The 24,819-nt window shown below is 69.8% G+C and carries 17 protein-coding genes and 1 pseudogene; 14 read left to right on the top strand and 4 right to left on the bottom strand.

Features of this window, described 5'->3' with window-relative positions; all coding sequences use genetic code 11:
* The first annotated feature begins 30 nt into the window (after positions 1-30).
* The 4 genes from ACX1D1_RS02765 (at position 31) to ACX1D1_RS02750 (ending at position 5,021) form a co-directional block, all read left to right on the top strand.
* On the top strand, positions 31-486 hold the full coding sequence (locus ACX1D1_RS02765; RefSeq protein ID WP_459055815.1) for a cupin domain-containing protein: 456 nt from the start codon (positions 31-33) through the stop codon (positions 484-486).
* A gap of 220 nt (positions 487-706) precedes the next feature.
* Complete coding sequence (locus tag ACX1D1_RS02760) at positions 707-1,297, top strand: TetR/AcrR family transcriptional regulator (RefSeq protein WP_459055814.1); 591 nt, start codon at positions 707-709, stop codon at positions 1,295-1,297.
* Positions 1,294-3,039, top strand: coding sequence for an ABC transporter ATP-binding protein (locus ACX1D1_RS02755; protein WP_459055813.1), 1,746 nt, complete (start codon positions 1,294-1,296; stop codon positions 3,037-3,039). Before ACX1D1_RS02760 ends, ACX1D1_RS02755 begins: the two co-directional genes overlap by 4 nt.
* Positions 3,036-5,021: an ABC transporter ATP-binding protein gene (locus ACX1D1_RS02750; protein WP_459055812.1), complete on the top strand. Its 1,986-nt coding sequence runs from the start codon at positions 3,036-3,038 to the stop codon at positions 5,019-5,021. Before ACX1D1_RS02755 ends, ACX1D1_RS02750 begins: the two co-directional genes overlap by 4 nt.
* Before the next feature lie 1,099 nt (positions 5,022-6,120).
* Here ACX1D1_RS02750 and xylB read toward each other — a convergent pair.
* Positions 6,121-7,512 carry a xylulokinase gene (xylB, locus tag ACX1D1_RS02745; RefSeq protein WP_459055811.1) on the bottom strand — a complete coding sequence of 464 codons (1,392 nt, stop codon included), beginning with the start codon at positions 7,510-7,512 and terminating at the stop codon, positions 6,121-6,123.
* 11 nt (positions 7,513-7,523) lie between these two features.
* The gene (gene xylA / locus ACX1D1_RS02740; protein WP_182783385.1) at positions 7,524-8,693 is read right to left on the bottom strand and encodes a xylose isomerase; all 1,170 of its coding nucleotides are present in this window, start codon (positions 8,691-8,693) and stop codon (positions 7,524-7,526) included.
* A gap of 73 nt (positions 8,694-8,766) precedes the next feature.
* Here xylA and ACX1D1_RS02735 point away from each other — a divergent pair, with 73 nt between their 5' ends.
* From ACX1D1_RS02735 to ACX1D1_RS02720, 4 genes are all read left to right on the top strand, one after another.
* Positions 8,767-9,993, top strand: a complete 1,227-nt coding sequence (locus ACX1D1_RS02735; RefSeq protein ID WP_459055810.1) for an ROK family protein — start codon at positions 8,767-8,769, stop codon at positions 9,991-9,993.
* Positions 9,994-10,024: 31 nt separating this feature from the next.
* Positions 10,025-10,876 carry a VOC family protein gene (locus ACX1D1_RS02730; protein ID WP_459055809.1) on the top strand — a complete coding sequence of 284 codons (852 nt, stop codon included), beginning with the start codon at positions 10,025-10,027 and terminating at the stop codon, positions 10,874-10,876.
* 299 nt (positions 10,877-11,175) lie between these two features.
* Positions 11,176-12,693: a potassium/proton antiporter gene (locus ACX1D1_RS02725; RefSeq protein ID WP_459055808.1), complete on the top strand. Its 1,518-nt coding sequence runs from the start codon at positions 11,176-11,178 to the stop codon at positions 12,691-12,693.
* A gap of 62 nt (positions 12,694-12,755) precedes the next feature.
* Positions 12,756-13,928 (top strand): PPK2 family polyphosphate kinase, encoded by a 1,173-nt coding sequence (locus ACX1D1_RS02720; RefSeq protein ID WP_459055807.1) that lies wholly within the window; start codon positions 12,756-12,758, stop codon positions 13,926-13,928.
* 16 nt (positions 13,929-13,944) lie between these two features.
* On the opposite strand, the gene ACX1D1_RS02715 is transcribed toward ACX1D1_RS02720, so the two are convergent.
* A complete protein-coding gene (locus ACX1D1_RS02715; RefSeq protein WP_459055806.1) occupies positions 13,945-14,301 on the bottom strand; it encodes a BlaI/MecI/CopY family transcriptional regulator in 357 nt (118 codons plus the stop codon).
* A gap of 80 nt (positions 14,302-14,381) precedes the next feature.
* Here ACX1D1_RS02715 and ACX1D1_RS02710 point away from each other — a divergent pair, with 80 nt between their 5' ends.
* The gene (locus ACX1D1_RS02710) at positions 14,382-15,866 is read left to right on the top strand and encodes a cytochrome ubiquinol oxidase subunit I (RefSeq protein WP_459055805.1); all 1,485 of its coding nucleotides are present in this window, start codon (positions 14,382-14,384) and stop codon (positions 15,864-15,866) included.
* Between the two features lie 16 nt (positions 15,867-15,882).
* Positions 15,883-16,959 carry a cytochrome d ubiquinol oxidase subunit II gene (cydB, locus tag ACX1D1_RS02705; protein WP_459055804.1) on the top strand — a complete coding sequence of 359 codons (1,077 nt, stop codon included), beginning with the start codon at positions 15,883-15,885 and terminating at the stop codon, positions 16,957-16,959.
* Between the two features lie 66 nt (positions 16,960-17,025).
* Here the strand turns inward: cydB and ACX1D1_RS02700 are convergent, their stop codons facing one another.
* A complete protein-coding gene (locus ACX1D1_RS02700) occupies positions 17,026-17,592 on the bottom strand; it encodes a DUF4395 domain-containing protein (protein ID WP_459055803.1) in 567 nt (188 codons plus the stop codon).
* Between the two features lie 237 nt (positions 17,593-17,829).
* Between ACX1D1_RS02700 and cydD the strand changes: the two are divergent.
* The 4 genes and pseudogenes from cydD to ACX1D1_RS02680 form a co-directional block, all read left to right on the top strand.
* Positions 17,830-19,368, top strand: a pseudogene (gene cydD, locus ACX1D1_RS02695) (thiol reductant ABC exporter subunit CydD); the annotation flags it as partial.
* Positions 19,369-19,689: 321 nt separating this feature from the next.
* Positions 19,690-21,324, top strand: a complete 1,635-nt coding sequence (cydC, locus tag ACX1D1_RS02690) for a thiol reductant ABC exporter subunit CydC (protein WP_459056533.1) — start codon at positions 19,690-19,692, stop codon at positions 21,322-21,324.
* 302 nt (positions 21,325-21,626) lie between these two features.
* A complete protein-coding gene (locus ACX1D1_RS02685; protein ID WP_459055802.1) occupies positions 21,627-23,144 on the top strand; it encodes an IS1634 family transposase in 1,518 nt (505 codons plus the stop codon).
* A 14-nt stretch (positions 23,145-23,158) separates the two neighbouring features.
* Positions 23,159-24,670, top strand: coding sequence for a molybdopterin-dependent oxidoreductase (locus ACX1D1_RS02680; RefSeq protein WP_459055801.1), 1,512 nt, complete (start codon positions 23,159-23,161; stop codon positions 24,668-24,670).
* Positions 24,671-24,819 lie beyond the last annotated feature (149 nt).

The following is a 24,819-nucleotide window of genomic DNA, read 5'->3' as shown; positions in this document are numbered from 1 at the left end:
AATGTGGGAAGACGACCGGAGGGAGAACCGATGAAGATCACCGACAATGGGCCGGAGCCCAACGTCTTCGACCTGGAGACCGCTACCAGGGAGAACCCCAACTACCGCACTGTCGCATGGACCGGGAAGTACCTGCAGATCACGTTGATGTCCATCCCCGTGGCCCACTCGATCGGGCTCGAGGTGCACCCGGACACGGACCAGTTCATCCGCCTCGACGCGGGCAAGGGTCGCTGCCTGATGGGTCCCTCCAAGGATGAGCTCAACGTGAAGGTGGACGTGGAGGACGGCTGGTCCGTCCAGGTCCCGGCCGGCACCTGGCACGACATCGTCAACACCGGCGACGAGCCCATGCAGCTCTACGTGATCTACGCCCCGTCGCACCACGCCAAGGGCAAGGTGCACAAGACCGAGGAGGACTCGGAGGCCGACGAGAAGGCGGGCAAGGACGAGCCCCCGGCGTGGACTGTCCAACCCGACGAGTGACGTCCATCGCGCTCCGGTCAGCCTTGCCGCCTGCATAATGTCGCGCGGCCTGCGCTTCAGCGCGGGCGGCGCGCACCAACGCAGGCGCCTCCACAGGCGGCCCAACCCAAGGCAGGCGACGGGAGCCAACGCAGGCGGCCCGAACTCACGCAGGCGCCTGGAGGCCACTCGAGGGCACAGCGCATTTGATGAGTGAGTGTTCACTCACTACACTTCCACCGTGACCCGCGCAGCCCCCATGCCCCCCGAGCGGCGCCGCGCCGCGATCGTCGAGGCCAGCATCCCGCTCCTGGAGGAGCACGGCCAGGCCCTCACCACCCGCATGGTCGCCGAGGCGGCAGGCGTGGCCGAGGGCACGATCTTCCGCGTCTTCGACTCCCTCGACGACCTCATCTCCGCCACCATCAGCGAGGCGCTCTCCGCCGAACGGCTGGCCACCCGGCTGGCCGCGTCGGACCTCACCGGCGGCATCGAGACCCAGACCCGCGCCGCCATCGAGCTCATCGAGCAGTACCTGCATTCGGTGCACACCATGTTCGTCGCTGCCCACGGGGCCGCGAAACACACAGCCCCCCACGCCGCCCAGTGCGCCCGCACCGAGCTCGAGGCACGCACAGCCGAGCTCGACGCCTGGATGACGGACGCCTTCGCCCCCCACCGCGACCACATCACCGTCCCCCTCGACGCCTTCGCGACGCTGCTGCGCACGTTCGCCGTCGGACACGCCTCCCGCTTCGTCTCGTCGTCGCTCTCGCTCGACGACCTCGCCCGCCTCGCGCTCCACGGGGCGCTCCGAAAGGACATCGCATGATCTCCCGCTTAGGGCGGCTCATCAACCGCTACATCCGCCCCTACTGGGGGCTGCTCGCCATCGTCATCGTGCTGCAGACCATCGCGACCATCATGTCGCTGTATCTGCCCACCCTGAACGCCCGCATCATCGACGAGGGCGTCGTCACGGGCAACACCGACTTCATCTGGGGCACCGGCGGCATCATGCTGTTGCTGTCGGCCGTTCAGGGCGCCGCCCAGATCGCGGCGGTGTGGGCCGGCGCCAACGCGGCCATGCAGTTCGGCCGCGACGTCCGGGCCGCGATCTTCGAGCGCGCCCTCTCCTTCTCCGCCCGTGAGCTGAACAAGTTCGGCGCCCCGTCGCTGATCACCCGCAACACCAACGACGTGCAGCAGGTCCAGATGCTGGTCCTGATGAGCGCCGTCATGCTCGTCTCAGCCCCCATCACGATGGTGGGCGGCGTCTTCATGGCGCTGCGCGAGGACGCCGGGCTGTCGTGGATCATCCTGGCCGCCGTCGTGGTCCTGGGCGCCGGCATCACCATCCTCATCGTCAACATGGGCCCGCTGTTCGAGACCATGCAGAAGCGGATCGACACCCTCAACCGGGTCCTCCGCGAGCAGATCACCGGCATCCGGGTGGTGCGCGCCTTCGTCCGCGAGCCCCATGAGGCCCGCCGATTCGACAAGGCCAACGCCGAACTCGTCGACACCACCACCACCGTCGGCCGGCTCATGGCCTTCCTGTTCCCCTTCGTGGGGCTCATCATGAACGTCTCCACCGTGGGCGTGATGTGGTTCGGCGCCCAGCGCATCGAGTCCGGAGACATCCAGATCGGTCAGCTCACCGCGTTCATCTCCTACCTGATGCAGATCCTCATCTCCGTCATGATGACGACGATGCTGCTGGTCATGGCGCCCCGCGCCGCCGTCTGCGCGGACCGCATCATGGAGGTCCTCGACACCGAGAGCTCCGTGGCCCCGCCGGCGCACCCGGTGGCGCCGTCGGGCGAGCGCGGCAACGTGGTGTTCGACCGGGTCAGCTTCTCCTACCCGGGCGCGGAGTCCCCGGTGCTCCAGGACGTCTCCTTCGAGCTGACCCCCGGCACCACCACCGCGATCATCGGTTCCACCGGGTCCGGCAAGACCACCCTGATCAGCCTCATCCCCCGCCTGTTCGACGCGACGGAGGGCCGGGTGCTCGTCGACGGCGTGGACGTGCGCGACCTGGACCCGGACACCCTCTGGGCCCGGATCGGCCTCGTGCCGCAGAAGCCCTACCTGTTCACCGGCACCATCGCGAGCAACCTGCGCTACGGAAAGCCCGACGCCACCGACGACGAACTGTGGTCAGCGCTGCGCGTCGCGCAGGCGGAGGCGTTCGTGCTCGAGAAGGAGGACCAACTCGGCGCGCACATCGCGCAGGGCGGCACCAACGTCTCCGGCGGGCAGCGCCAACGCCTCGCCATCGCCCGCGCGTTGGTGAAGAAGCCGAGCGTCTACATCTTCGACGACTCCTTCTCCGCCCTCGACGTGGCCACCGACGCGCGCCTCCGGGCCGCGCTCCGGCCGGAGACCGCGAACGCCGCGGTCCTCGTCGTGGCACAGCGCGTCTCCACCATCACCGCCGCAGACCTGATCCTCGTCGTCGAAGACGGCCGGATCGTCGGCCGCGGCAACCACGACGAACTGCTGGCGTCCAACGAGACGTACCGCGAGATCGTCGAGTCCCAGTTGAGCGCCGAGGAGGCCGCCGCATGAGCGAGAACAAGGCAATCCCCGTCAAGGCCAACGAGCGGCCCAAGCACGCGCCCACGCACCGCGGCGGCGGCCCCGGGCACGGCCCGATGTCCGGCAGCGGCGAGAAGGCGGCGAACTTCAAGGTGTCGGTCCGGCGCCTGCTCAGCCACCTGCGCCCGCAACGCGCCGGCATCATCCTGGCCATCGCGATGGGCGTGCTGTCGGTGGCACTCAGCGTGGTCGGGCCCAAGATCCTCGGCCGCGCCACGGACCTCATGCTGTCGGGCATCATCGGCGGCCAGATGCCCGCCGGCGTGACCAAGCAGCAGGTCATCGACGCCGCCGTCGCGGAGGGCAACACCGACTTCGCCGACCTGCTGCGCAACCTGGACTTCATCCCGGGTGAGGGAATCGACTTCGGCGCCATCGGCGTGATCCTGTTGTGGGTGCTCGGCCTCTACGTGGTGTCGTTCGTCTTCTCCTACATCCAGGGCTGGGTCCTCAACGGCGCCGTGCAGAAGTCGATCTACCAGATGCGACGCGAGGTGGCCGCCAAGCTGGACCGGCTTCCGCTTTCCTACTACGACAAGCAGCCCCGCGGTGAGGTGCTCAGCCGCGTCACCAACGACATCGACAACGTGTCGCAGACGCTGCAGCAGACCCTGTCGCAGCTGCTCAACTCGCTGCTCATGGTGATCGGCGTGCTGATCATGATGTTCTGGATCTCCCCCATCCTGGCGCTCGTCGCGCTGGTGTCGGTGCCGATCGCGATGGTGGTGGTCTCCGTGATCGGGAAGCGTTCCCAGAAGCTGTTCGCGCAGAACTGGAAGTCCACCGGAGAGCTCAACGCCCACATCGAGGAGGCCTTCACCGGTCATTCCCTGGTGAAGGTGTTCGGCCGCCAGAAGGAGGTCGAGGCCGAGTTCCAGGTCCGCAACCAGGAGCTGTACAAGGCGGGCTTCGGCGCCCAGTTCATCTCCGGCATCATCATGCCGGTCATGTTCCTGGTCGGGAACCTCAACTACGTGGTGATCGCCGTCGTCGGCGGCCTGTGGGTGGCGTCGGGCCGGATGAACATCGGCGACGTGCAGGCGTTCATCCAGTACTCGCGCCAGTTCACGCAGCCGCTGACGCAGGTGGCGTCGATGGCCAACCTGCTGCAGTCCGGCGTCGCGTCAGCCGAGCGCGTGTTCGAGCTGCTGGACTCCGAGGAGATGTCAGCGGAGCCCACCGGTGAGCTGAAGGTGTCGCGGGGGGATGTGGTGTTCGACCAAGTCGGGTTCTCCTACAAGCCCGAGCAGCCGCTGATCCAGGACCTGTCTCTGACGGCGAAGCCGGGGCAGACGGTCGCGATCGTCGGGCCGACGGGGGCGGGCAAGACCACGCTGGTGAACCTCATCATGCGGTTCTACGACCTGCAGTCCGGTCGGATCCTCATCGACGGCGTGGACATCTCGTCCGCGCCCCGGGGTGAGGTGCGCGGCAACATCGGCATGGTGCTGCAGGACACGTGGCTGTTCGGCGGGACCATCCGCGACAACATCGCCTACGGCAGGCCGGACGCCAGCGAAGAGGAGATCCGCGCCGCGGCCAAGGCCACGTTCGTGGACAGGTTCGTGCACTCGCTGCCCGCGGGATACGACACGGTGATCGACGAGGAGGGCTCCAACGTCTCCTCCGGCGAGAAGCAGCTGATCACCATCGCGCGCGCCTTCCTTGCGGACCCGGCGCTGCTGATCCTCGACGAGGCCACCTCGTCGGTGGACACGCGGACCGAGGTGCTGGTCCAGCACGCGATGGCGGCACTGCGCACCGGGCGGACGTCGTTCGTCATCGCGCACCGGTTGTCGACCATCCGCGACGCGGACCTGATCCTCGTCATGGAGGAGGGTCGCATCGTCGAGCAGGGAACCCACCACGAGCTCCTCGACGCGAGGGGTGCGTACTACGACCTGTACCAGAGCCAGTTCAACGCGGCCATCGAGGAGGAGACCGCTGCCTGACCCGCTCTCGCTCCTGAGGAGGTCCACCCGCGAAGCGCGCAGCCCGTCCTTTCGCCCGCGGAGCGGCGTGGCCCGTCCTTTCGCCCCCTGAGGAGGGCCGCCCGCGGAGCGGCGCACGGAGCGGCGCAGCCCGTCCTTTCGCCCCCCTGAGCTGAGGAGGACCGCCCTTTCGCTCCCTGAGGAGGGCCGCCCGCGGAGCGGCGTGGGCCGTCTCGAAGGGTCGTGACTACCACCTTCACGCGGATCTCGTGGTCCGGTGCGGTGAGCCGTGAGTCGATGCCCGGGCGGCCATTGTCCAGGGTCTCCTTGACGACCGCACGACGTTGTGTCGCCGGGTTGTTGAGGCCGCCCGGGCATCGTCTCCCGTCTCGCCGCACTCGTCTGCCTGTGGCCTGGTCGGGTCCGGGTCCGCGACGGCAGGGCGGGCCTGGGTCGGGCCTGCCCAGGCGGGACGCCAGCTGGGTGATCCTCGAGTTGGCAGCACTGCGCCGAGCCGCCCCACCGTCACCCACCCTCGCGCTCCCTCACGACTGTCTTCGGCGCCAGGCACGGGCCCGCCGGAGGCTAACTGTCACGTCTGAGGTCGTAGTCGACGCTAGACGTGACAATGAGGGCTCCGAATCCCGGCCTTGCCGCAGGACCCCGACGGGCGCGTCCCGTCGTCTCATTCGGCGTGGCGGGCCCTGTGGCGCCTGCGTTGAGTCTGCGCGCCCGCGCTACAGCGCCGGCGGCTGAACCCAGGGCAGGCGGCTCCGGGGCGCCTGCGATCTAGCGCAGGCGAGCAGACACACAAGCCAGGCGACGCGACGGGAGGCAGGCGACGCGACGGGAGGCAGGCGACGCGACGGGAGCCAGGCGACGCGACGGGGCAGCAGGCGGCGGGTGGTGGGGGCCGGGGCAGGTTGGGTGGGCGTTGATGACGGCGCGGCAGCGCGAAGCGCCGCCGCCGGCATCATGGGCGGCCCGGCCCCCACCACACGTCGCCAACCCGACCACAGGTCCTGCAGGCAAGATGACCCAAATCCCTTGTCAGCTCACTTTCCTTAGGCTTCGAGGCCGCTCCGCGGCACCTCAGCCCGCGGGGGAGGTGGCGGTTGGCTCACCAACCGTTCGACGACACCAACCGACCCGCGACCTCGCGGTAGCGCGCAGCGATCTCCGGCCGCGACACCGCCTCGTAGGTCTCCGTCGACGACGACTCCCACGCAGGCCGCGACCCCGACAGGGCCCACGCCGCCTGGCGCGCAGCGCCCAGCGCCACGTACTCCGCCGGAGCGGGCACGTCGACGGGCACCCCGAGCACCTCGGGAGCCAGCCGTCGGACGGCCTCGGACTTCGCTCCTCCGCCGATCAGGCTGACCCGCTCGATCGAGACGCCGAGCCGACGAATCGCCTCCAGACCCTCACCCATGAGGCACAACAACCCCTCGACGGCGGCCCGCGCCACGTTCTCGGGCGTGAAGTTCTTGAGCGTCATGCCCACCAGCGACGCCGTCGCATCGGGCAGGTTCGGCGTCCGCTCCCCCTCGAACCACGGCACCATGACCAACCCCTCAGCCCCCGAAGGAGCCGAGAGCGCAAGCCGCGACAGTTCGTCGAAGTCCACCCCCAGCACCCGTCGGGCCGCATCCAAAATGCGCGCCGCGTTGAGGGTCGCGGTCAGCGGCAGCCAGGAGCCCGAGGCATCGGCGAACCCGTTGACCAGGCCCGACTCGTCGTAGGCCGGCGTCGACGATACCGCCGCGACGACGCCCGACGTCCCCAGCGACACACTCGTCTGCCCAGGGCGCAGGTCGAGGCCCAAGGCCGCGCCGGCGTTGTCGCCGCAGCCCGGTCCGAGCACCCAGCGGCCGCCGTCGACGCCCTCAGAGGGCGCCAACACCCGCGGCAGGATCACCGACGACGCGTCGCGACGCAGTGCCAGCGACAACAGGTCCCGCCGGTACTCATTGCGCACCGAATCGAAGTAGCCCGTGCCCGATGCGTCGGAGCGATCCGTCACGAGATCCGTCAGAACCCCGGTTCCCTGGATCTTCCAGGTCAGCCAGTCGTGCGGCAGTGCCACCGCAGCCACGCGGGCCGCGTTATCCGGCTCGGCGTCCGCCATCCAGCGGAGCTTGGTGTTGGTGAACGACGCCAACGGCAGGTAGCCCACGGCCGGGACCCACCCGTCGAACTCCTCACGGAGCTGACGGGCGGCCTCGGCGGAACGGGTGTCGTTCCAGAGCAGGGCCGGCCGGATGACCTCACCGGAGGCATCCAGCGCGACCATCCCGTGTTGCTGGCCGCCGACGCTGATCGCGGTGACGTCGTCGAGCCCACCCGCGGCGGCGGAGGCCGACTGGAAGGCGGTCCACCAGTGGTCCGGGTGCACCTCCGTCCCGTCGGGATGGGAGGTGGCGCCCTGGCGGACGATCTCACCGGTGTCGGCGTCAACCACCAGCACCTTGCACGACTGCGTCGACGTGTCGACGCCAGCGACCAGCGTCACGGCTTAACCCCTCAGGCCTTGAGCAGGTGCCGGATGGCGGCCTGCTGCAGCTCGACGAAGTGGTACTCGCGGGCACCCTTCTCATCGGGGTCGGGCATCTCGGCGGCGCGCAGGTCCGCGATCGTCTCGCCCTCGGCGAGCGTGGGCTCGGCCAGCTCGAAGATCGAGGCCTGGCGCATGAGCTCCTGGACGGCCGGGTCGGCACGGAAGGCGCGGGCGCGCTCGGCCAACAGGGTGAAGGTCTCCATGTTCGCCTTCGCCGAATCCCAGATGCCCTCGACGCCCTCGGTGCGGCTGGGCTTGTAGTCGAAGTGGATGGGGCCCTCGTAGCGGGGCGCGTCCGGGCTGGCCGGGAAGCCGTTGACCAGGAGGTCGACGGTGAAGAACGAGCTCATCAGGTCGCCGTGGCCGAAAGCCAGGTCCTGGTCGTACTTCAGGCCGCGCTGGCCGTTGAGGTCGATGTGGAACAGCTTGCCCGCGTACAGCGCCAGCGCGAGGCCGGTGGTGTAGTTGAGGTTGGCCATCTGCTCGTGGCCCACCTCGGGGTTGAGGCCGACGATGTCGCCGTGCTCCAGCGTGGCGATGAGGCCGAGAGCGTGCCCGATCGTCGGGAGCAGGATGTCGCCGCGGGGCTCGTTGGGCTTGGGCTCGAGGCCGATCTTCAGATCGTAGCCCTTGTCCTTGATGTACCCGGCGATGGTGTCGAGGCCCTCGGCGTAGCGGGCGTGGGCGGCGAAGTAGTCCTTGGAGGTGTCGTACTCGGCGCCCTCACGACCGCCCCACATCACGAAGGTGGAGGCGCCCACCTCGGCGGCGATGTCGACGGCGTTCAGAATCTTCTTCAGGCCGAAGCGGCGCACACCACGGTCGTTGGAGGTGAGGCCGCCGTCCTTGAAGATGGGGTGGCTGAAGGTGTTTGTGGTGACCATCTCGATGGTCAGGCCCGACTTGTCGCAGGCGTCCTTGAGCTGCTTGATGCGGCCCTTGGCGGTGGCCTCGTCGGCATCGAAGGGGTAGATGTCGTTGTCGTGGAACGTGATGCCCCAGGCGCCGAGCTCGGCGAGCTTGTCTGCGTAGTGCCAGGGGTCGAACTCGGGGCGGGTGTCGGAGCCGAACGGGTCGGTGCCGCGCCACCCGACGGTCCAGAGGCCGAACGAGAACTTGTAGTCGTGATCAGTCATGGGGGTCTCCTCGTCGAGAAACGATATTGTTTTCGTCCTGAACTTATAACGATTCTGGGCTAGAGTCAAGCCCATGCGCACACGTTTCGATCCCGCGGCCGGAGTGGCCAGGCAGGGCAGCCTCCGCGCCAGCAATCTCTCGCTGGTGGCCAGGTACGTCTTTGCCAGCGACACAGCCCCGGCAAGGGCGAACGTCGCCCAGGCCACGGGCATGACGCGATCGACGGCCTCGCGCATGGTCGACGAGCTGGTGGCGGCCGGCATCGTCTCGGAGTCCAGCCCGCTGCCGGCCACCAAGCGCGGGCGCCCCGCCACGCCGCTGCACCCCCGCGCCGGCACGCTGTTAGCGCTGGGCCTGGAGATCAACGTCGGCCACAGCGCCGCTCGACTGGTGGACCTCACCGGCACCGTCGTCGCGGCGGCGGACGCCGCCACCCACTACGTGGACCTGTCCCCGGCCGAGGCACTGGCCCGCGTGGCAGGGCTCGCCCGGGAGTGCCTGGGCGCGCTCCCCGAGGGCGGCAGCCTGGTGGGCATCCAGCTCGCCGTCCCGGGCCTGGTGGACGCGTCCACGCACATGGTCCTGCGCGCCCCCAACCTCGGCTGGCACGACGTGGACCCGCGCGCCCTTCTTCGCGACGGCGGGCTCCCCGAGGTGGACGAGGTGGACTTCGGCGTGGCCAACGAGGCCGATTGCGCTGCCATCTACGTGGGCCACGAGCGGCCCGGCCGCCCCGGCCCCCTGGACGCCTTCCTCTACCTCTCCGGCGAGGTGGGCATCGGATCGGCCCTCGTCATCAACGGTTCCGTCTCGCTGGGAACCCGCGGCTGGGCCGGGGAGATCGGCCACACCTTCATCGACCCGGACGGGCCGCAGTGCGGCTGCGGCGCCAAGGGCTGCCTCGAGCGCTACGCCGGCACCCGCGCGCTCACCGAGCTGGTGGGCGTCGGCTCGATCGAGGAGGTCCGGCAGGCCTTCCTCGACGGCGTCCCCGCGGCCGTGGACGCCGTGCGGGCGGCCGGGCGCGCGCTCGGGCTCGCCCTGGCCAACGCCGGCAACCTGCTCGACATCACCACCGTCGTGTTCGGCGGCGACCTCGCCGTGCTCATCGAGGAGTACCGGCCCTTCATCCAGCGCGAGCTGGACACGCGGCTGCTGGCCAGGCCCTTCACCGAGCCCGCCCTCATCGCCGCCACGCCGGACCACGCGGCGCCGGCGTTCGGCGCGGCCTACGTGGCACTGGAGCGGGTGCTCGACGACCCCGCGCGTTGGGCCCCGCCGTCGAGCGATCGCGGTTGATTAGTTGAAGATTAAACTTTAGACTGGGGGCATGAGCCTTCACGCCGACACCCACATGGGGCGCCTCGAGCTGCGCGTCCGCGACATGACCAGCATGCTCGCCTACTACACCGACGGCGTGGGCCTTGAGCCCCTCGTCGACGAGCCCGGTTCGGTCACCCTCGGCCACTCGCAGACCCCGATCGTCCGCCTCACCGAGGCCAGGGACCTGCGCCCCGCCCGGCGCACCGACGCGGGCCTCTTCCACACCGCCGTCGTCTACGCCGAGCTACCCGCCCTCGCCGCCACCCTGGTGCGGATGTATGAGCGGTATCCGCAGACCTACGCCGGCACGGGGGATCACCTCGTGTCCCAGGCCTTCTACTTCACCGACCCTGAGGGCAACGGGGTGGAGCTCTACCACGACCGCCCCCGCGACCAGTGGCAGTGGCACGGCAGCCAGGTCCAGATGGCCACCCTCTACATCGACCCCAACGAGTTCGTCGCCAAGCATCTCGCCGGCACGGACCCCGCGACACTGCCGCCCACCGAGGTCGAGCTGGGGCACGTCCACCTCCAGGTGGGCGACGTCGCCACCGCCCGCTCGTTCTACGTCGACGCGCTCGGGTTCGAGCAGACCGCCTCCCTCGGCGGCTCGGCCCTGTTTGTCGCGGCGGGCGGATACCACCACCACATGGCGATGAACGTGTGGAACTCGGCCGGCGCCGGCCCGCGACACAACACGCTCGGGATGGGGGTCATCGACATTCTGGTGCCCACAGCCGAGGAGATCGCCAAGGCCGACGAGCGGCTGCGCTTCTCCGGCCACGCGCCGACGTTCGACGGCCGGACGCTGTCGGTGCTGGATCCGTGGAGGAATGAGATCCGCCTCACCGTCGGCTGACTCCCGGCCGACCCTCCTGCGCTACATCTCGACGCCTGCGTTTAGTCCCCGCGCCTGCCGTACGTCCCCACGCCTGCGCTTGCATCGCAGGTGCCGCCGAGGCGCCTGACATAAGTCGGACTGCCGGCGCTATAGCGCAGGTCACGAGACTTAGCACTGGCGCGAGGGCCGGACCCCAGGCCCCGAGACTCAGTGCAGGCGCGACGACGGTGGACCGACGGAGTCTGCGAGCCCCACCACGCCGCTAAGCTCTTGCCCACCGGCCGAAGGGTCCCCATGCGCACCACGCGAGCCAGACCATGACCCACGAGGAGCTCAACCTCGTCGTGCTGGCCGTGTCCGGCATCTTCCTCGCGGCCGTGGTCGCGGTGCGGATCTCCTCGCGCAGCGGGATGCCCGGCATGCTGCTCTACCTCGGCATCGGCCTGATCATCGGCGAGGCGGGCCTGGGCATCCGCTTCGACGACAGCCAGCTCGCGTTCAACCTTGCCCTCATCGCCGTCGCCGTCCTCCTCATCGACGGCGGCTTCACCACCCGCTGGGCGGACCTGCGCCCCGTCGCTCTCCGCGCCGGGATCCTGGCGACGGCGGGCGTCATGGTGAGCGTCGCGGTCGCGGCCACCTTCGCCGTCCTGATCCTGGACCTGGACCTCCGCACCGCGATCCTGCTCGCCGCCATGGTGTCCTCCACCGACGCGGCCGCCGTCTTCGCGATCCTGCGCCGGCTGCCGATCAAGCGCCGCGTCCGCACCACGCTGGAGGGCGAGTCCGGGTTCAACGATCCCCCGACGATCGTGCTCGTCAGCGTCGTCGCCTCGGACGCCTGGAGCGAGGGTTCGGTTGCCGCGATGCTGGGCACGGCACTCTTCCAGCTCGTCGCCGGGGCGCTGATCGGGCTGATCATCGCCCGCATCGGGCAGGTGCTGCTGGGCCGGATCTCCCTCCCGTCCGCCGGGCTGTATCCGTTGGCCACCCTGACGATCGCGATGGCGGCCTTCGCGACGGCCGGCATCGCGGGGGGCTCCGCCCTTCTGGCGGCCTACGTGGCCGGGATCTGGCTCGGCAACCAGGCCCTCCCCCACCACTCCACCACCGAGGGCTTCACCGAATCCCTCGGGTGGCTGGCGCAGATCGCGCTGTTCATCATGCTCGGGCTGCTGGCCTCACCGGCCGAGCTGCCGGGCGCCATCGTCGACGCCCTGGTGATCGGTTCCGTCCTGACGTTCGTGGCACGCCCCCTCTCGGTGTGGTTGTGTCTGGCCCCGTTCAAGGTGCCCTGGCGCGAGAAGGCGTTCACCTCCTGGTCCGGGCTGCGCGGCGCCGTGCCCATCATGCTGGCCACCATCCCGCTCACCGAGAACCTGCCCTACGCCAGCCACATCTTCCACGTCACCTTCCTGCTGGTGGTCACCTTCACCCTGCTGCAGGGCCCGACCCTGCCCCGGTTCGCGCGGTGGATGGGCGTCACCGAGGCGATCTCGCAGCATGCCGTCACGTTCGACTCCTCGCCGCTGGAGGGGATCGACGCCACGCTGGTGCAGGTCACCGTGCCCCCCGGCAGCCGCCTCACCGGCATGTACGTCGACGACCTCCGCCTCCCGGGTGGCTCGGTGGTATCCATGGTGATCCGCGGAGACGCGATCCTGGTCCCGGACAGGAGCACCCGCCTGCGCGAGAACGACCAGCTGCTGCTCGCGGCACGGACGGAGCTGGTCGAGCGCACGCAGCGCCGCCTGGAACTGCTCCACGAGGGGGGCGCCCTGGCCCGATGGGTGACCTCTGGCCGGAACCGTCGACGGCTCACCGACGACGCCTGAGCGGAAAGCTCCCGCCCACCGGCCTGCCGCGACAGAATGGGGTCCCAGAGAAAGGACCACCCATGACTGACTTCTGGAGCGAGGACCCGCGCAGCGCCCTGCGCGTCGGACCCGACTTCGACCTGTCCACCTTCGACCGGGCCGGCACCCCGGGCTGGACGGGCGACAAGGATCAGGCCGAGGAGACCATGAAGGAGCGCGGGGAGTTGCTCTCCGAGCTTCAGGAACGCCTCTTCGCCCATGGCCGCGCAGGGGGCAACCGCAAGGTCCTCGTCGTGGTGCAGGGCCTCGACACGGCCGGCAAGGGCGGCATCACCCGCCACGTGATGGGAATGGTGGACCCGCAGGGGGTGGCGCTGCGCAGCTTCGGGGTCCCCACCCCCGAGGAGCGGCGGCACCACTACCTGTGGCGGATCAAGCGCGGCCTGCCCCGCCCCGGGCTGATCGGCGTGTTCGACCGCTCCCACTACGAGGACGTGCTCGTGGTGCGGGTCGAGGAGCTCGTCGAGGAGGAGGTGTGGCGCAAGCGCTACGCCGAGATCAACAAGTGGGAGAAGTCGCTCGTCGACGACGAGACGATCGTGATCAAGCTCGCGCTCATGGTCTCGCACGACGAGCAGGGCAAGCGACTCATGGAACGCCTCGACCGCCCGGACAAGCGGTGGAAGTTCAGCTCCGGCGACCTCACCACCCGCGCGAGGTGGGACGACTTCCAGGAGGCCTACGCCGACGTGTTCCGGCTCACCTCCACCGATCACGCCCCCTGGTACGTCCTGCCCGCGGACCGCAAGTGGTACTCGCGGCTGGCCGCCACGGAGATCCTCACCCGCGCCCTCGTCGACATGGACCTCAAGTGGCCGCAGCCGCGGTGGAAGCCGGAGGTCCAGCGACGGCAGCTGGCCGCGACGATGTCCCCAGCGGCCCTCGCGGAATCGATGGCGGACACGGAGGCCGTGGTGATGAAGGCCCTCGAGTCAAGCACCGAGGTACGCGAGGAAGCCGTCATGCTGCGCGCCAAGGGGCAGGGCGACGACGCCCATGCGGCCGCGCTGGAGGGGCTCCGGGTCAAGAGGGAGGGCCTGCTGGCCGATCTGGAGCGGACGCTGGCCCACAAGCGGGAACTGCTCGCCGCCGTCGCGCCCGATCTCCTTCCAGCCCCAGACGACGACGCTGCCGAGGAGGAGAAGAAGGGCAAGAAGAACAAGAAGAAGGGCGGTAAGGGGAAGAAGAAGTGACGCGCGGCGGCGCCGGTCAGGCCGTGGCCAACGGCGCAGCCAGCGCCGCCCGCTCCTCCGAGCTCAGGCTCTCGGCCAGGCGACGCAGCGCGTCGATGCGCACGTCCGGCGCCACAGGCTCCAGCAGGCGCTCCATGTCGCGGGCCACGACATCCGCCTGCGGCGATACCGGCCGGTACTGCCAGGCGCGGTTTACCAGCTCCCGCGACACCAGGCCCTTCTTCGCGAGCCTGTCCAACACTGTCATGACGGTGGTGTAGGCGAGTTCGCGTTCCCGGTTGAGCTGCTGATGCACGTCCGCCACGGATTGGGGCACCCCGGAGGACCACAGCAGCTCCATGACGCGCTGCTCGAGTTCTCCACGTGAGGACATGGGGCTAAGCATAAGGGGCGATCTCACCCCCCGGGGTGCACTCGTTGGGCAAATACGACCCTGGGTAGTACCGTCCAGCTATGGATGCTGTGACCCTGGCGCGGTGGCAATTCGGAATCACCACCGTCTACCACTTTCTCTTCGTCCCCATCACCATCGCGATGTCGATGCTGGTGGCAGTTCTCCAGACCTTCTGGGTGCGCACAGGCAACGACGCCTACCTGCGGCTCACGAAGTTCTTCGGGAAGCTCTTCCTCATCAACTTCGCCCTCGGCGTGGTCACGGGCATCGTGCAGGAGTTCCAGTTCGGCATGAACTGGTCCGAGTACTCGCGCTTCGTCGGTGACGTCTTCGGCGCCCCGCTGGCGCTCGAGGCGCTACTGGCGTTCTTCCTCGAATCCACCTTCCTAGGCCTGTGGATCTTCGGCTGGGACAAGCTGCCCAAGAAGATCCACCTGATGACCATCTACATGGTGGCGTTCGGCACGATGCTCTCGGCGGTCTTCATCCTCGCCGCCAACTCGTGGATGCAGAACCCCATCGGCACCGTGTTCAACAACGGCCGCGCCGAACTCGACGGTGTCGCGGGATTCCTCGAGGTGCTCACCAACCCCGTCCTCCTGGTCACCTTCCCGCACGTCATCGCGTCGTCCTACATGGTGGCCGGCGGCCTGATGGCGGGCATTGCGGGGTGGCACCTCGCCAAGATCAACCGCGACGGCGAGTCCAGGCCCGGCGACACCAGCGCCTACCGCTTCTCCGTGCGGATGGGCGCGTGGGTCCTGCTGGTGTCCTCCGTCGTGGTGGTCTTCACCGGGGATCTGCAGTCGAAGATCATGACGCAGGTCCAGCCCATGAAGATGGCCGCCGCCGAGGGGCTCTTCTACACCGAGAAGAACGCATCCTTCTCCATCGTCACCATCGGCTCCCTCGACGGCACGGAGGAGGTGTGGTCGCTCCGGATCCCCGGCCTGCTGTCGATCCTGTCCGGCCATGAAGAGGTCAAGGGCATCAACGACCTCCGCGAGGAGTTCGAGACCGAGGGCTTCCGCCAGTTCGACGGGACCCAGACCACCATCCAGGAGCAGTACGCGGCCGAACTCTCCGCCAACTACCCGGACCTGGACCCCATGCCCATCGTGCCGGTCTCCTATTGGACCTTCCGGCTGATGATCGGCCTGGGGTTCGCGGGCATGGCCATCGCGGCGCTCACGCTCTGGGTGACCCGCAGGGAGCGTCTCCCGCAGCCGAGCACCCTGTGGACGTGGCTGATGTTCGCGATGCCGCTGCTGCCGCTGTTCGCGATCTCGTTCGGCTGGATCTTCACCGAGATGGGCCGCCAGCCCTGGATCGTCGCGGGCGTGATGCCGACGGCGTCGGGTATCTCCCCCACCGTCAGCGTGGGCGAGGTGCTGTTCTCGATGATCACCTACACGCTCATCTATGGCGGCCTGGCCGTCATCGAGGTGTGGCTGTTCCTCAGGTACGCGAAGGCGGGCCTGCCAGACGTCGCACCCATCGAGGTGCAGACGGATCCCGACGCCCCCATGACCTTCGCGTACTGAGAGAGGAGAACCAGAGATGATCACCCTGCTTGAAGCGACGGTGTCGGTTCCGACGCTGCCCATCGTGTGGTTCCTGCTGGTCACCGTGCTGTGGCTGGGCTACTTCTTCCTCGAGGGCTTCGACTACGGCGTAGCCATGCTGATCCCCGTCCTGGGGAAGAACGACAAGGACAAGCGCGTCCTCGTCAACACCATCGGCCCGGTGTGGGACGGCAACGAGGTGTGGCTGCTCACCGCGGGCGGCGCGATGTTCGCGGCGTTCCCCGGCTGGTACGCCTCCCTGTTCTCCGGGCTCTACCTGCCGCTGCTGCTCGTGCTGGTGGGCCTGATCCTGCGCGGCGTCGCGTTCGAGTACCGCTCGAAGCACCCGGACAGCCGCTACCGCTCGATGCTGGACTGGTTCGCCACCGTCGGATCGTTCCTGCCCTCGCTGGTGTTCGGCGTCGGGTTCGCCAACTTCGTCATCGGCCTCGCCAACGACGGCCTGCTCTGGAACGGCTCCTTCTGGGGCCTGTTCGGGCCGTTCGGGCTCCTGGGCGGTGTAATGCTGGTGACCCTGTTCCTCGTCCACGGCGCGGCGTTCATCGCGCTGAAGACCAAGGGCCACATCCACGAGCGGGCCGAGGCATTCGGCGCGAAGGTGGGCTGGGCCGCCTCCGCGATGGTGGCCCTGTTCGTGATCGCACAGAACGTGTTCTGGCCGGCCAACTCCGAGTTCGGCGACTTCACCGTGTTCGCATGGGCCGCCGGGATCATCGCGATCGCCACGATCCTGGGCGCCACGATCATGATCACCAAGGGCCGCGACGGTTGGGGCTTCATCCTGACCGGCGCGACGGTGGTGACGCTGTTCATCGGCATCTTCATTCGCATGTACGGAAACCTTGGCTTCGCACAGGACGAGACGGTCCCCGTTGATGAGCGCCTCAACATCATCACCGCGGCGTCGTCGGACACCACCCTCACCATCATGACGTGGGCCGCCGTGATCTTCGTGCCGATCGTGCTGGCCTACCAGTCGTGGTCCTACTGGGTGTTCAGCCGCCGCATCTCGACGAAGAACATCCCCGACGAGATGGTCGCGGCCCACTGACCCCGCCCCACAACGCGCGAGAAGGCCCACCCCAGACGGGGTGGGCCTTCTTGTCTGCCTGGTGGGTCAGGCGCGGCGCGACGACGGGGCGCAGTCCACGCAGACGTCCTCCGGGATGAGGCCCACGCGCATCAGGGCGACGAAGATGGTGCAGCCGAGGCAGAACCCGAGCGCAGCCTCCAGCCCAGGCAGCACGATCATGACGACGGCGAGCGCCGTCGCGGCCCAGATGAGGCCGGGGGTCGCGGTGAGGGAGTGGGCAATCCACAGCGCGGTGATGGTCGCGGTCATGACTGCGCCGATCCCGGCCGCGAACCGCTTGGGCGCAAACGGCGTGGGCTGCTTCGGGGCGGCGAGGCGCGGCCGGAGCCAGGCGCCGACGGCGCGCGCGATCGGGCTCCAGCGCGGGCCCCCAGCGGCGCGGAGGGTGAAGTCGGCGAAGAGGACGGCGTAGAGCCACCACTGCTGCGTGGCCAGCGCCAGCAGGCCGACGGCCACGACCACCGCCGCGATCAGCCGGACTGTCACGTCGTCGACGAAGGTGGGCACACGCGAAACAGTGATCTGGGGGGCGCGGGTGCTGTCGAGAAGGCTGCGCGTCGCGGGCTTGGTGTCGGTCACGGGTGAGGTCATATCTGGCTGCTCCGGTTCTGCGAGGGGGTGGCTGGCCGGTGGACGACGAGCACGCTGACCACAACAGTTGAAAGGGCAAGAACATTCCCCCCGTGTGCGGCGACGCGCGCGAGTGGTGAGAGACGAAGGCGCCCACCGGCCCCGCAGAAGGCCCCACTGGCCTTGTGGAACACTGGCCAGGTGGCAGGCCCCATCCATCCCCGACTGTTCACCCGCGCCCGCGCCACCCGTGGGTTCATGGTGGCGACGGTGCTCGTCGGCCTGGTCACCGCAGGGCTGCTCATCGTCCAGGCGCGGCTGTTGGCGGACTGGATCACCCTGGCGTTCGAGACTCAGGCCCTGCCGCCGGGGTGGCAGACGGCGCTGCTCCTGCTGGCGGCCGTGTTCCTGGCACGCGGACTGCTGGCCTGGCTGAGCTCAACCCTGGCCCACCGCTCCGCCGCGACAGTCAAGTCCCAGCTCCGCCGCGACATTCTCGCCGCCCGCCTCGACACCCCCGTCGGCGCCGCGTCGTCGGCCTCGCTGATCCGGATCGTCACCCAGGGCCTCGACGCCCTGGACGGTTACTTCTCCAAGTACCTCCCCCAACTGGGCCTCGCCGCGACAGTGCCGTTCCTCGTCGGCGGCGCGATCCTGCTGGCGGACTGGCCCTCTGCGATCATCGTCGCGTTCACCCTCCCGCTGATCCCGGTCTTCATGGCGCTGATCGGCTGGACCACCGAGAAGGCCACCCGCCGCAGCTTCGCCGTGGCGGACCGGCTCGCCAACCACTTCGCCGACCTCATCGCCGGCCTCCCCACACTCCAGGCCTTCGCCCGGGCGCGGGCGCAGAAGCGCGGGGTGGAACTCGGCGAGGAGGACTACCGCGACGCCACCATGAAGGTGCTGACCATCTCGTTCCTCAGCTCGTTCGCGCTCGAGCTGCTGGCCACGCTGTCAGTGGCGGTGGTCGCGGTGACGGTGGGCTTCCGCCTGGTCTACGGCAACGTCGACTTCCCCACCGCCCTCTTCGTGCTGATCCTCGCCCCGGAGGCCTTCCTGCCGGTGCGGCAGGTGGGGGTCCACTTCCACGATTCGGCCGACGGGGTGGCCGCGGCGGACGCCGCCTTCGAGATGATCGACGGCGGGGCTGGGCACGCCGGCACCGAGCCCGCCCCGCGCGGCGGGTCCCTGCGGCTGGAGGACCTCACCTACTCCTATCCCGGCGCCGCGGGCCGGGCCGTCGAGCACTTGAGCGTGGAGGTGGCACCCGGCGAGGTGGTGGCGCTCACCGGCCCGTCGGGCGGCGGCAAGTCGACTTCGCTGGCCATGGCGCTCGGCTTCCTCACCCCGACGTCGGGCCGGGTCACCGTCGACGGCGTGGACCTGAGCGGCGTGGACCTCGCGTCGTGGCGGGGGCAGCTGGCCTGGGTGGGCCAGGAGCCCGGAATGCTCAACGGCACGGTGGGCGACAACGTCGCGCTCGGCTGCCCGGGCGCGGCGGAGGATGACATCCGGCGGGCGCTGGACGAGGCGGGGGCGGACTTTGGGCCGGACAAGCCCGTCGGCGACGACGGCGAGGGCCTGTCCGCCGGGGAGCGTCGCCGGGTGGCGCTGGCGCGCGCCCTGGTCCGGATCCGGCTGGGAGGCGCCCGGCTGCTGGTGCTCGACGAGCCCACCGCCGGCCTCGACGCCGCGACGGAGGCGCGCGTCATCGAGGCGGTGCGGGCCACCGGTGCCGGCGCCCTGATCGTGTCGCACCGCCCGGCGGTGCTGGTCGCGGCGGACCGCGTCGTGTCGACGGCGGGCGCTCCGATCCCTGCGGGGGCCGGCCCGCGAAGCAACACCCCGCTCCCCCAACAGGCCCACCCGCGGAACAACACCCCGCTCCCCCAGCAGGCCGACCCGCGGAACAACACCCCGCTCCCCGAGGAAGCAGACCCGCCACACTCCACTTCGCTCCCTGAGGAGGCCCACCCGCGAAGCAACACCCCGCTCCCCGAGGAAGCAGACCCGCCACACTCCACTTCGCTCCCTGAGGAGGCCCACCCGCGGAGCGGCGAGGGCCGTCTCGAAGGGTCGTATCCCGCGACCTCCTCGCCCAGCGCCCCCACCTCCCTGCTCCGCGACCTTCTCGCCACCGCGCCGAAGGCCCGCACCCGCTTCCTGCTCGCCGTCCTCCTCGCCACCTTGGCGTCGGGCTCGTCGGTGGCGCTGATGGGGGTCTCCGCCTGGTTGATCTCCTTCGCCGCCATGGCGCCGCCGGTGCTCTACCTCCAGCCCGCCGCGGTGGGCGTCCGCGCCTTCGGCATCTCGCGCGGCGTGTTCCGCTACGTGGAGCGCCTGGTGGGCCACGACGTCGCACTCCGCCTGCAGGGCGCCCTGCGCGTGCGGATCTACGCCAAGCTGAGCGCGACCACGCTGATCGGGCGGCGCCGCGGCGACCTGCTCACCCGGGTGGTGGCGGACGTCGCGGCCATCCAGGATCTGGTGGTGCGGGTGGTGATCCCCGTCGCCTCCGCCGCGACAGTCGTGGCCGCGACCAGCCTCATGCTCGCCCTCTTCAACTGGCAGAGCGCCGTCGCGCTGCTGGCCACAGCCCTCCTCGCGGGCGCGGTCCTGCCCCTGTGGACGCAACAGGCGAGCCGTGCCGCCGACACCGCGGCCGTCCCCACCCGCGGTCGCCTGGCCGACGGCGTGCGCGAGCTGGCCCGCACCTCCGACGACCTCGTCGCCTACGGGGCCGAAGCCCCCACGCTGGCGCGGCTGCTCGCCGTCGACGAGGAGCTCCGCGGGCAGGAGTGGCGGGGCGCCTGGGTGCGTGGCATCGCGACGGGGGGCCAGGTGGCGGCAGCCGGGATCGCCGTGCTGGCGGCGCTGTGGTTCGGGACGAACGCCCTCGCCTCGGGCGATCTCGACCCCCGTTTCCTCGCCGTCCTGGCCCTGACCCCCCTCGCCCTGCACGAGGTGCTGGGCACCTTCGCGCAGGCGGCGCAGACCCACACCCGCGCCAGGTCCGCGCTGGACCGGCTCGGCGAGGTGCTGAGCGAGCCCCCCGTCGGCCATGGAGACGCCGTCGCGGGCGACAACAGCGAGGCGGGGCTGCGCCTGACCGGTGTCGCGGTGGGGTGGCCGGGCGCGGGCCCGGTGCAGGAGGGCATCGAGCTCAGCGTGGCGCCCGGCGAGCAGGTGGCCGTGGTGGGGCCCTCAGGCGTGGGAAAGACGACGCTGGCCGCCACCGTCATGGGCCTGATCCCGCCGCTGGCCGGGGAGGTGCGACGGGGCGGCCGGGTGGGCTACCTGGCGCAGGACGCCCACATTTTCGCCACCACCGTCGCGGAGAACGTGCGCATCGGCAACCGCGACGCCACCGACGACGACATCCGCGCCGCCCTCGCGCGCGCCGGCCTGCCCCTGGACCCCGAGCGCCGGATCGGCGAGGCGGGCACCACGCTGAGCGGTGGTGAGCGACGGCGGCTCGCGATGTCGCGGCTGCTGGTGGGCAGCCCGGACGTCGTCATCCTGGACGAGCCCACCGAGCACCTCGACCGCGAAACGTCCACCGCCCTCATGGACGACGTGTGGCGCGAGTTCGCCGACACGCCGCTGCTGGTCCTCACCCACGACCCCGACCTGGTGGCCCGCTGCACCCGCGTCCACCGCTTGGACTCTGCGCCCCGCGCTGCAGGAGTTGGGCCGGAGCCGGGTCTCGTGGCGCGTGGATCGTTCGCACCGGGGCGCCCTCCGGGTTGAGCAGGGTCGCCCCTGGTGGGGCGCCCGTTCCGGGTGGAAAATGCAGATCTGGCTCACTCAGCTGGCCAGGCACGATGGGGCGCTTCTGATGAGCCTCTGATCCGCCTCGCGAGCCGTCGCCGCGGGCCGTGTCCGGCCCACACGTCGGCCCTTCCGCCGCCCTTGCGCCGGGGGGCACTATTGGTGCATGCCCGACCTGAGTTCCACAACTGCTCTTGAGTGCCGGGATTGAGTTGCTTGTCAGGACAGGTTTGGGGGCCGGTTTTGGGGCACTAATCGGGGGTGCTGGGTAGAGTGCTGGGGTGAGTCCGTTCGTGCGGAAGGTCAAGACCGCCTCGGGGGCGACGGCGGTCCAGATCGTCGAGAAACGCAACGGCCGCCGCCGGATCCTGGAGCATGTCGGTTCGGCTCATGACGAGGCCGAGCTCGCGGTGCTACTCAGCGCCGCCCAGCAGCGTGTCCATGGAGTCCAGGACGACATGCTGCAGTTCGAACAGCCCGGGCGGGAGCCTGCGGGGCCGGTGGTGGAACACACCTCCAGCGAGTTGCTGTGGCGGGTGCTGACCGACGCCTATGCGCGGCTGGGGTTCGACCAGATCGATGACGAGGTGTTCGCCTCGCTGGTGGCGGCGCGGATCATCGAGCCGACCTCGAAGCAGGACACGCTGCGGGTGCTGGGCGAGCTGGGTCTGCCGGTGCCGCATGTGAACACCCTCTACAACTGTCTGCGGCGGTGTGTGGAGCGTGACTACCGCAGCCGTGTCGCTACCGCCTGTTGGGCGCATGCGACCGCCCGGGGGCCGGTGGCGTTGGTGATGTATGACCTGACCACTCTGCATTTCGAGGTGACCAACGAGGACCGGCTCCGGAAGGTCGGGATGAGCAAGGAACGCCGCGTCGACCCCCAGGTCACTGTCGGGTTGCTGGTCACCGCCGCCGGGTTCCCACTGGAGGTCGCCCTTTTCGAGGGCAACAAGGCAGAGACCAAGACCCTGATCCCGGTGATCGAGCAGTTCAAGACCCGCCACGGCATCAAGGAGCTGGTCGTGGTCGCCGACGCCGGGATGCTGTCGGCGGACAACCTCAACGGCCTGGAGGACGCCGGATGCCGCTTCATCGTCGCCTCCCGCCAGTCGCACGTGCCCTACGACCTGGGCGACCACTTCGAACGCCACGGCAACTACACCCCCGATGACTCGACGATCGAGACCACCCGCGACATGGGCACCGGCCGGCAGCGACGTACCCGCCGGGTGGTGTATCACTACTCGTTCAAGCGGCACAAGCGAGACGACAAGACCATCAACGCCCAGGTCGTCAAGGCCGAGAAGGTCGCCGACGGGCTCCGACCCGTCGCCCGGGACCGGTTCGTGACGGTCACCACCGACGCCGACGGGAAGAAGGCCCAAGTCAACTGGGACGTCATCGAACGGGCCAGGTTCTGCGCCGGGTTCAAGGGCTACGTCACCAACATCGGCGCCGACGTGATGGACGGCGCCTCGGTGGTGGCCGCCTACCGGGACCTGTGGCACGTCGAGGAGTCATTCCGGATGGCCAAGGGAGACCTCCAGGCCCGCCCGATCTTCCACCGCAAACGCGAACCGATCGAGGCCCACCTCACCATCGTGTTCGCCGCGCTCGCGGTCGCGCGCTACCTCCAAGACCAGACCGGCGTCAGCATCAAGCGCCTCGTGCAGACACTTCGACCCCTCCGGACCGTCACGATCACCATCGCCGGCCAGCCCATCCAGGCCCAACCACGCCTCACCGCCGAAGCCGAAGCCATCCTCGCCAAGATCCCTCGCAGAACGGGGCACTAAATCAGGCCTCAGTTGTGGAACTCAGGCCCGAGCGTGGACGGATCCCCGCCCTTGAGGGGCTTGTCGCGGTGGCGGCCGGCCTTGGGGCCGGGCACGGGCTGTCGGCGCTCGTCTCGGCCGGGTCCTCGCCCCTGTTCGCGACGGCCAACCGCCTCATCGACCTGACCCCCACCGTCGTCAAGGAATGGGCGGTGGCCACCTTCGGGACGGCCAACAAGCCCATCCTGCTGGTGGGCGTGGTGGCCGTCGTCGCGCTCCTTGGGCTGGCCATCGGACGCCTAGCCACCCGATCACTAGCGGCCGCCTGGCTGGCCACCGCCGCCCTGGGCCTGGTGGTCGCAGCGGCCGCGCTCACGGATCCCGAGGCGACGCCGCTGTGGGCCGCGCCGTCGGTGCTGGCAGCGCTGGTGGGCGGCGGGATCCTGACCGCCTTCTCGCGCATCGGAGCCGACGACGACGACATTCAAGGCCCGGTGTTGAGCCGACGACGCGTCATCGTCGGGGCGGCCGGTGGCGGGGTGGCGCTGGCGGGGTTCGGGCTCGGCGAGCTGGCCCCGACCGTCGCTCCTGGCGGGCCGCCCGTCCTGCCGGTCCCCCCGAGCCCCCTCCCTGCGCGGGCCGCCGGCCTGGAGGGCGAGGTGGAGGGGGTGTCAAAGCTCTACACCCCCAACGCGGACTTCTACCGGATCGACACCTCCCTCAGCCCACCCCGGCTCGACCACCGTGAGTGGCGGCTGAACGTCGAGGGCATGGTGGAGCGCCCGGTGACCCTGACCTGGGACGACCTCCTCGCGCTCGACGTGGTGGAGGCCGACATCACCATGCTGTGCGTGAGCAACCCCGTCGGCGGGCCGTACGTGGGGGCGGCGAGGTGGCTGGGGGTCCGGGTGGCCGACGTCCTGGCGATGGCCGGGCCCCTCCCGGAGGCCGACATGGTGATGAGCCGCTCGGTGGACGGGTTCACGATCTCCACCCCTCTCCAGGCGCTGACCGACGACCGGATGGCCCTGCTCGCCATCGGGATGAACGGCGAGCCGCTGCCGCGCATCCACGGGGCGCCGGTGAGGTTGGTGACGCCCGGCCTGTACGGGTACGTGGGGTCGACGAAGTGGGTGACCAACCTGAATGTGACCACGTTCGCGCGGGATCAGGCCTATTGGACGGTCCGTGGATGGGACGAGCAGGGGCCGATCAAGCCGGCAAGCCGGATCGACGTGCCTCGCGATGGATCGACGGTGCCGGCCGGCCGGGCGGCCATCGCCGGCGTGGCGTGGGCGCAGGGAATCGGGATCGCGCAGATCGAGGTCAGCATCGACGAGGGGCCCTGGCGGGTGGCGAGTGAGGGCCCCGACGCGGGGATCGACATGTGGAGGCAGTGGACCTACGCCTGGGATGCGACCCCGGGCGAGCATCGGCTGGCCGTTCGTGTCACCGATGCGGACGGTCGTCCGCAACCCGTCGGCCCCGCGGAGCCGTTCCCCAACGGCGCCGAGGGATACCACGAGGTACGGGTCACCGTCGCCTGAGCCCCGCTGGTTGAGCCAGCCGCGGCGCGGAGCGCCCGCCCAGCGTCGAAACAGCACCGCTGGTTGAGCCAGCCGCGGCGCGAAGCGCCCGCTGCTGCGTCGAAACCCACTGCACCGTCGTAGGAAGCCCTGACCCGAACCCGCCGTCG

The organism is Tessaracoccus luoxuelianae, from assembly GCF_054483915.1.
Note: the sequence above shows the minus strand (reverse complement) of the source record. Positions and strands in the feature narration are given on the sequence as shown.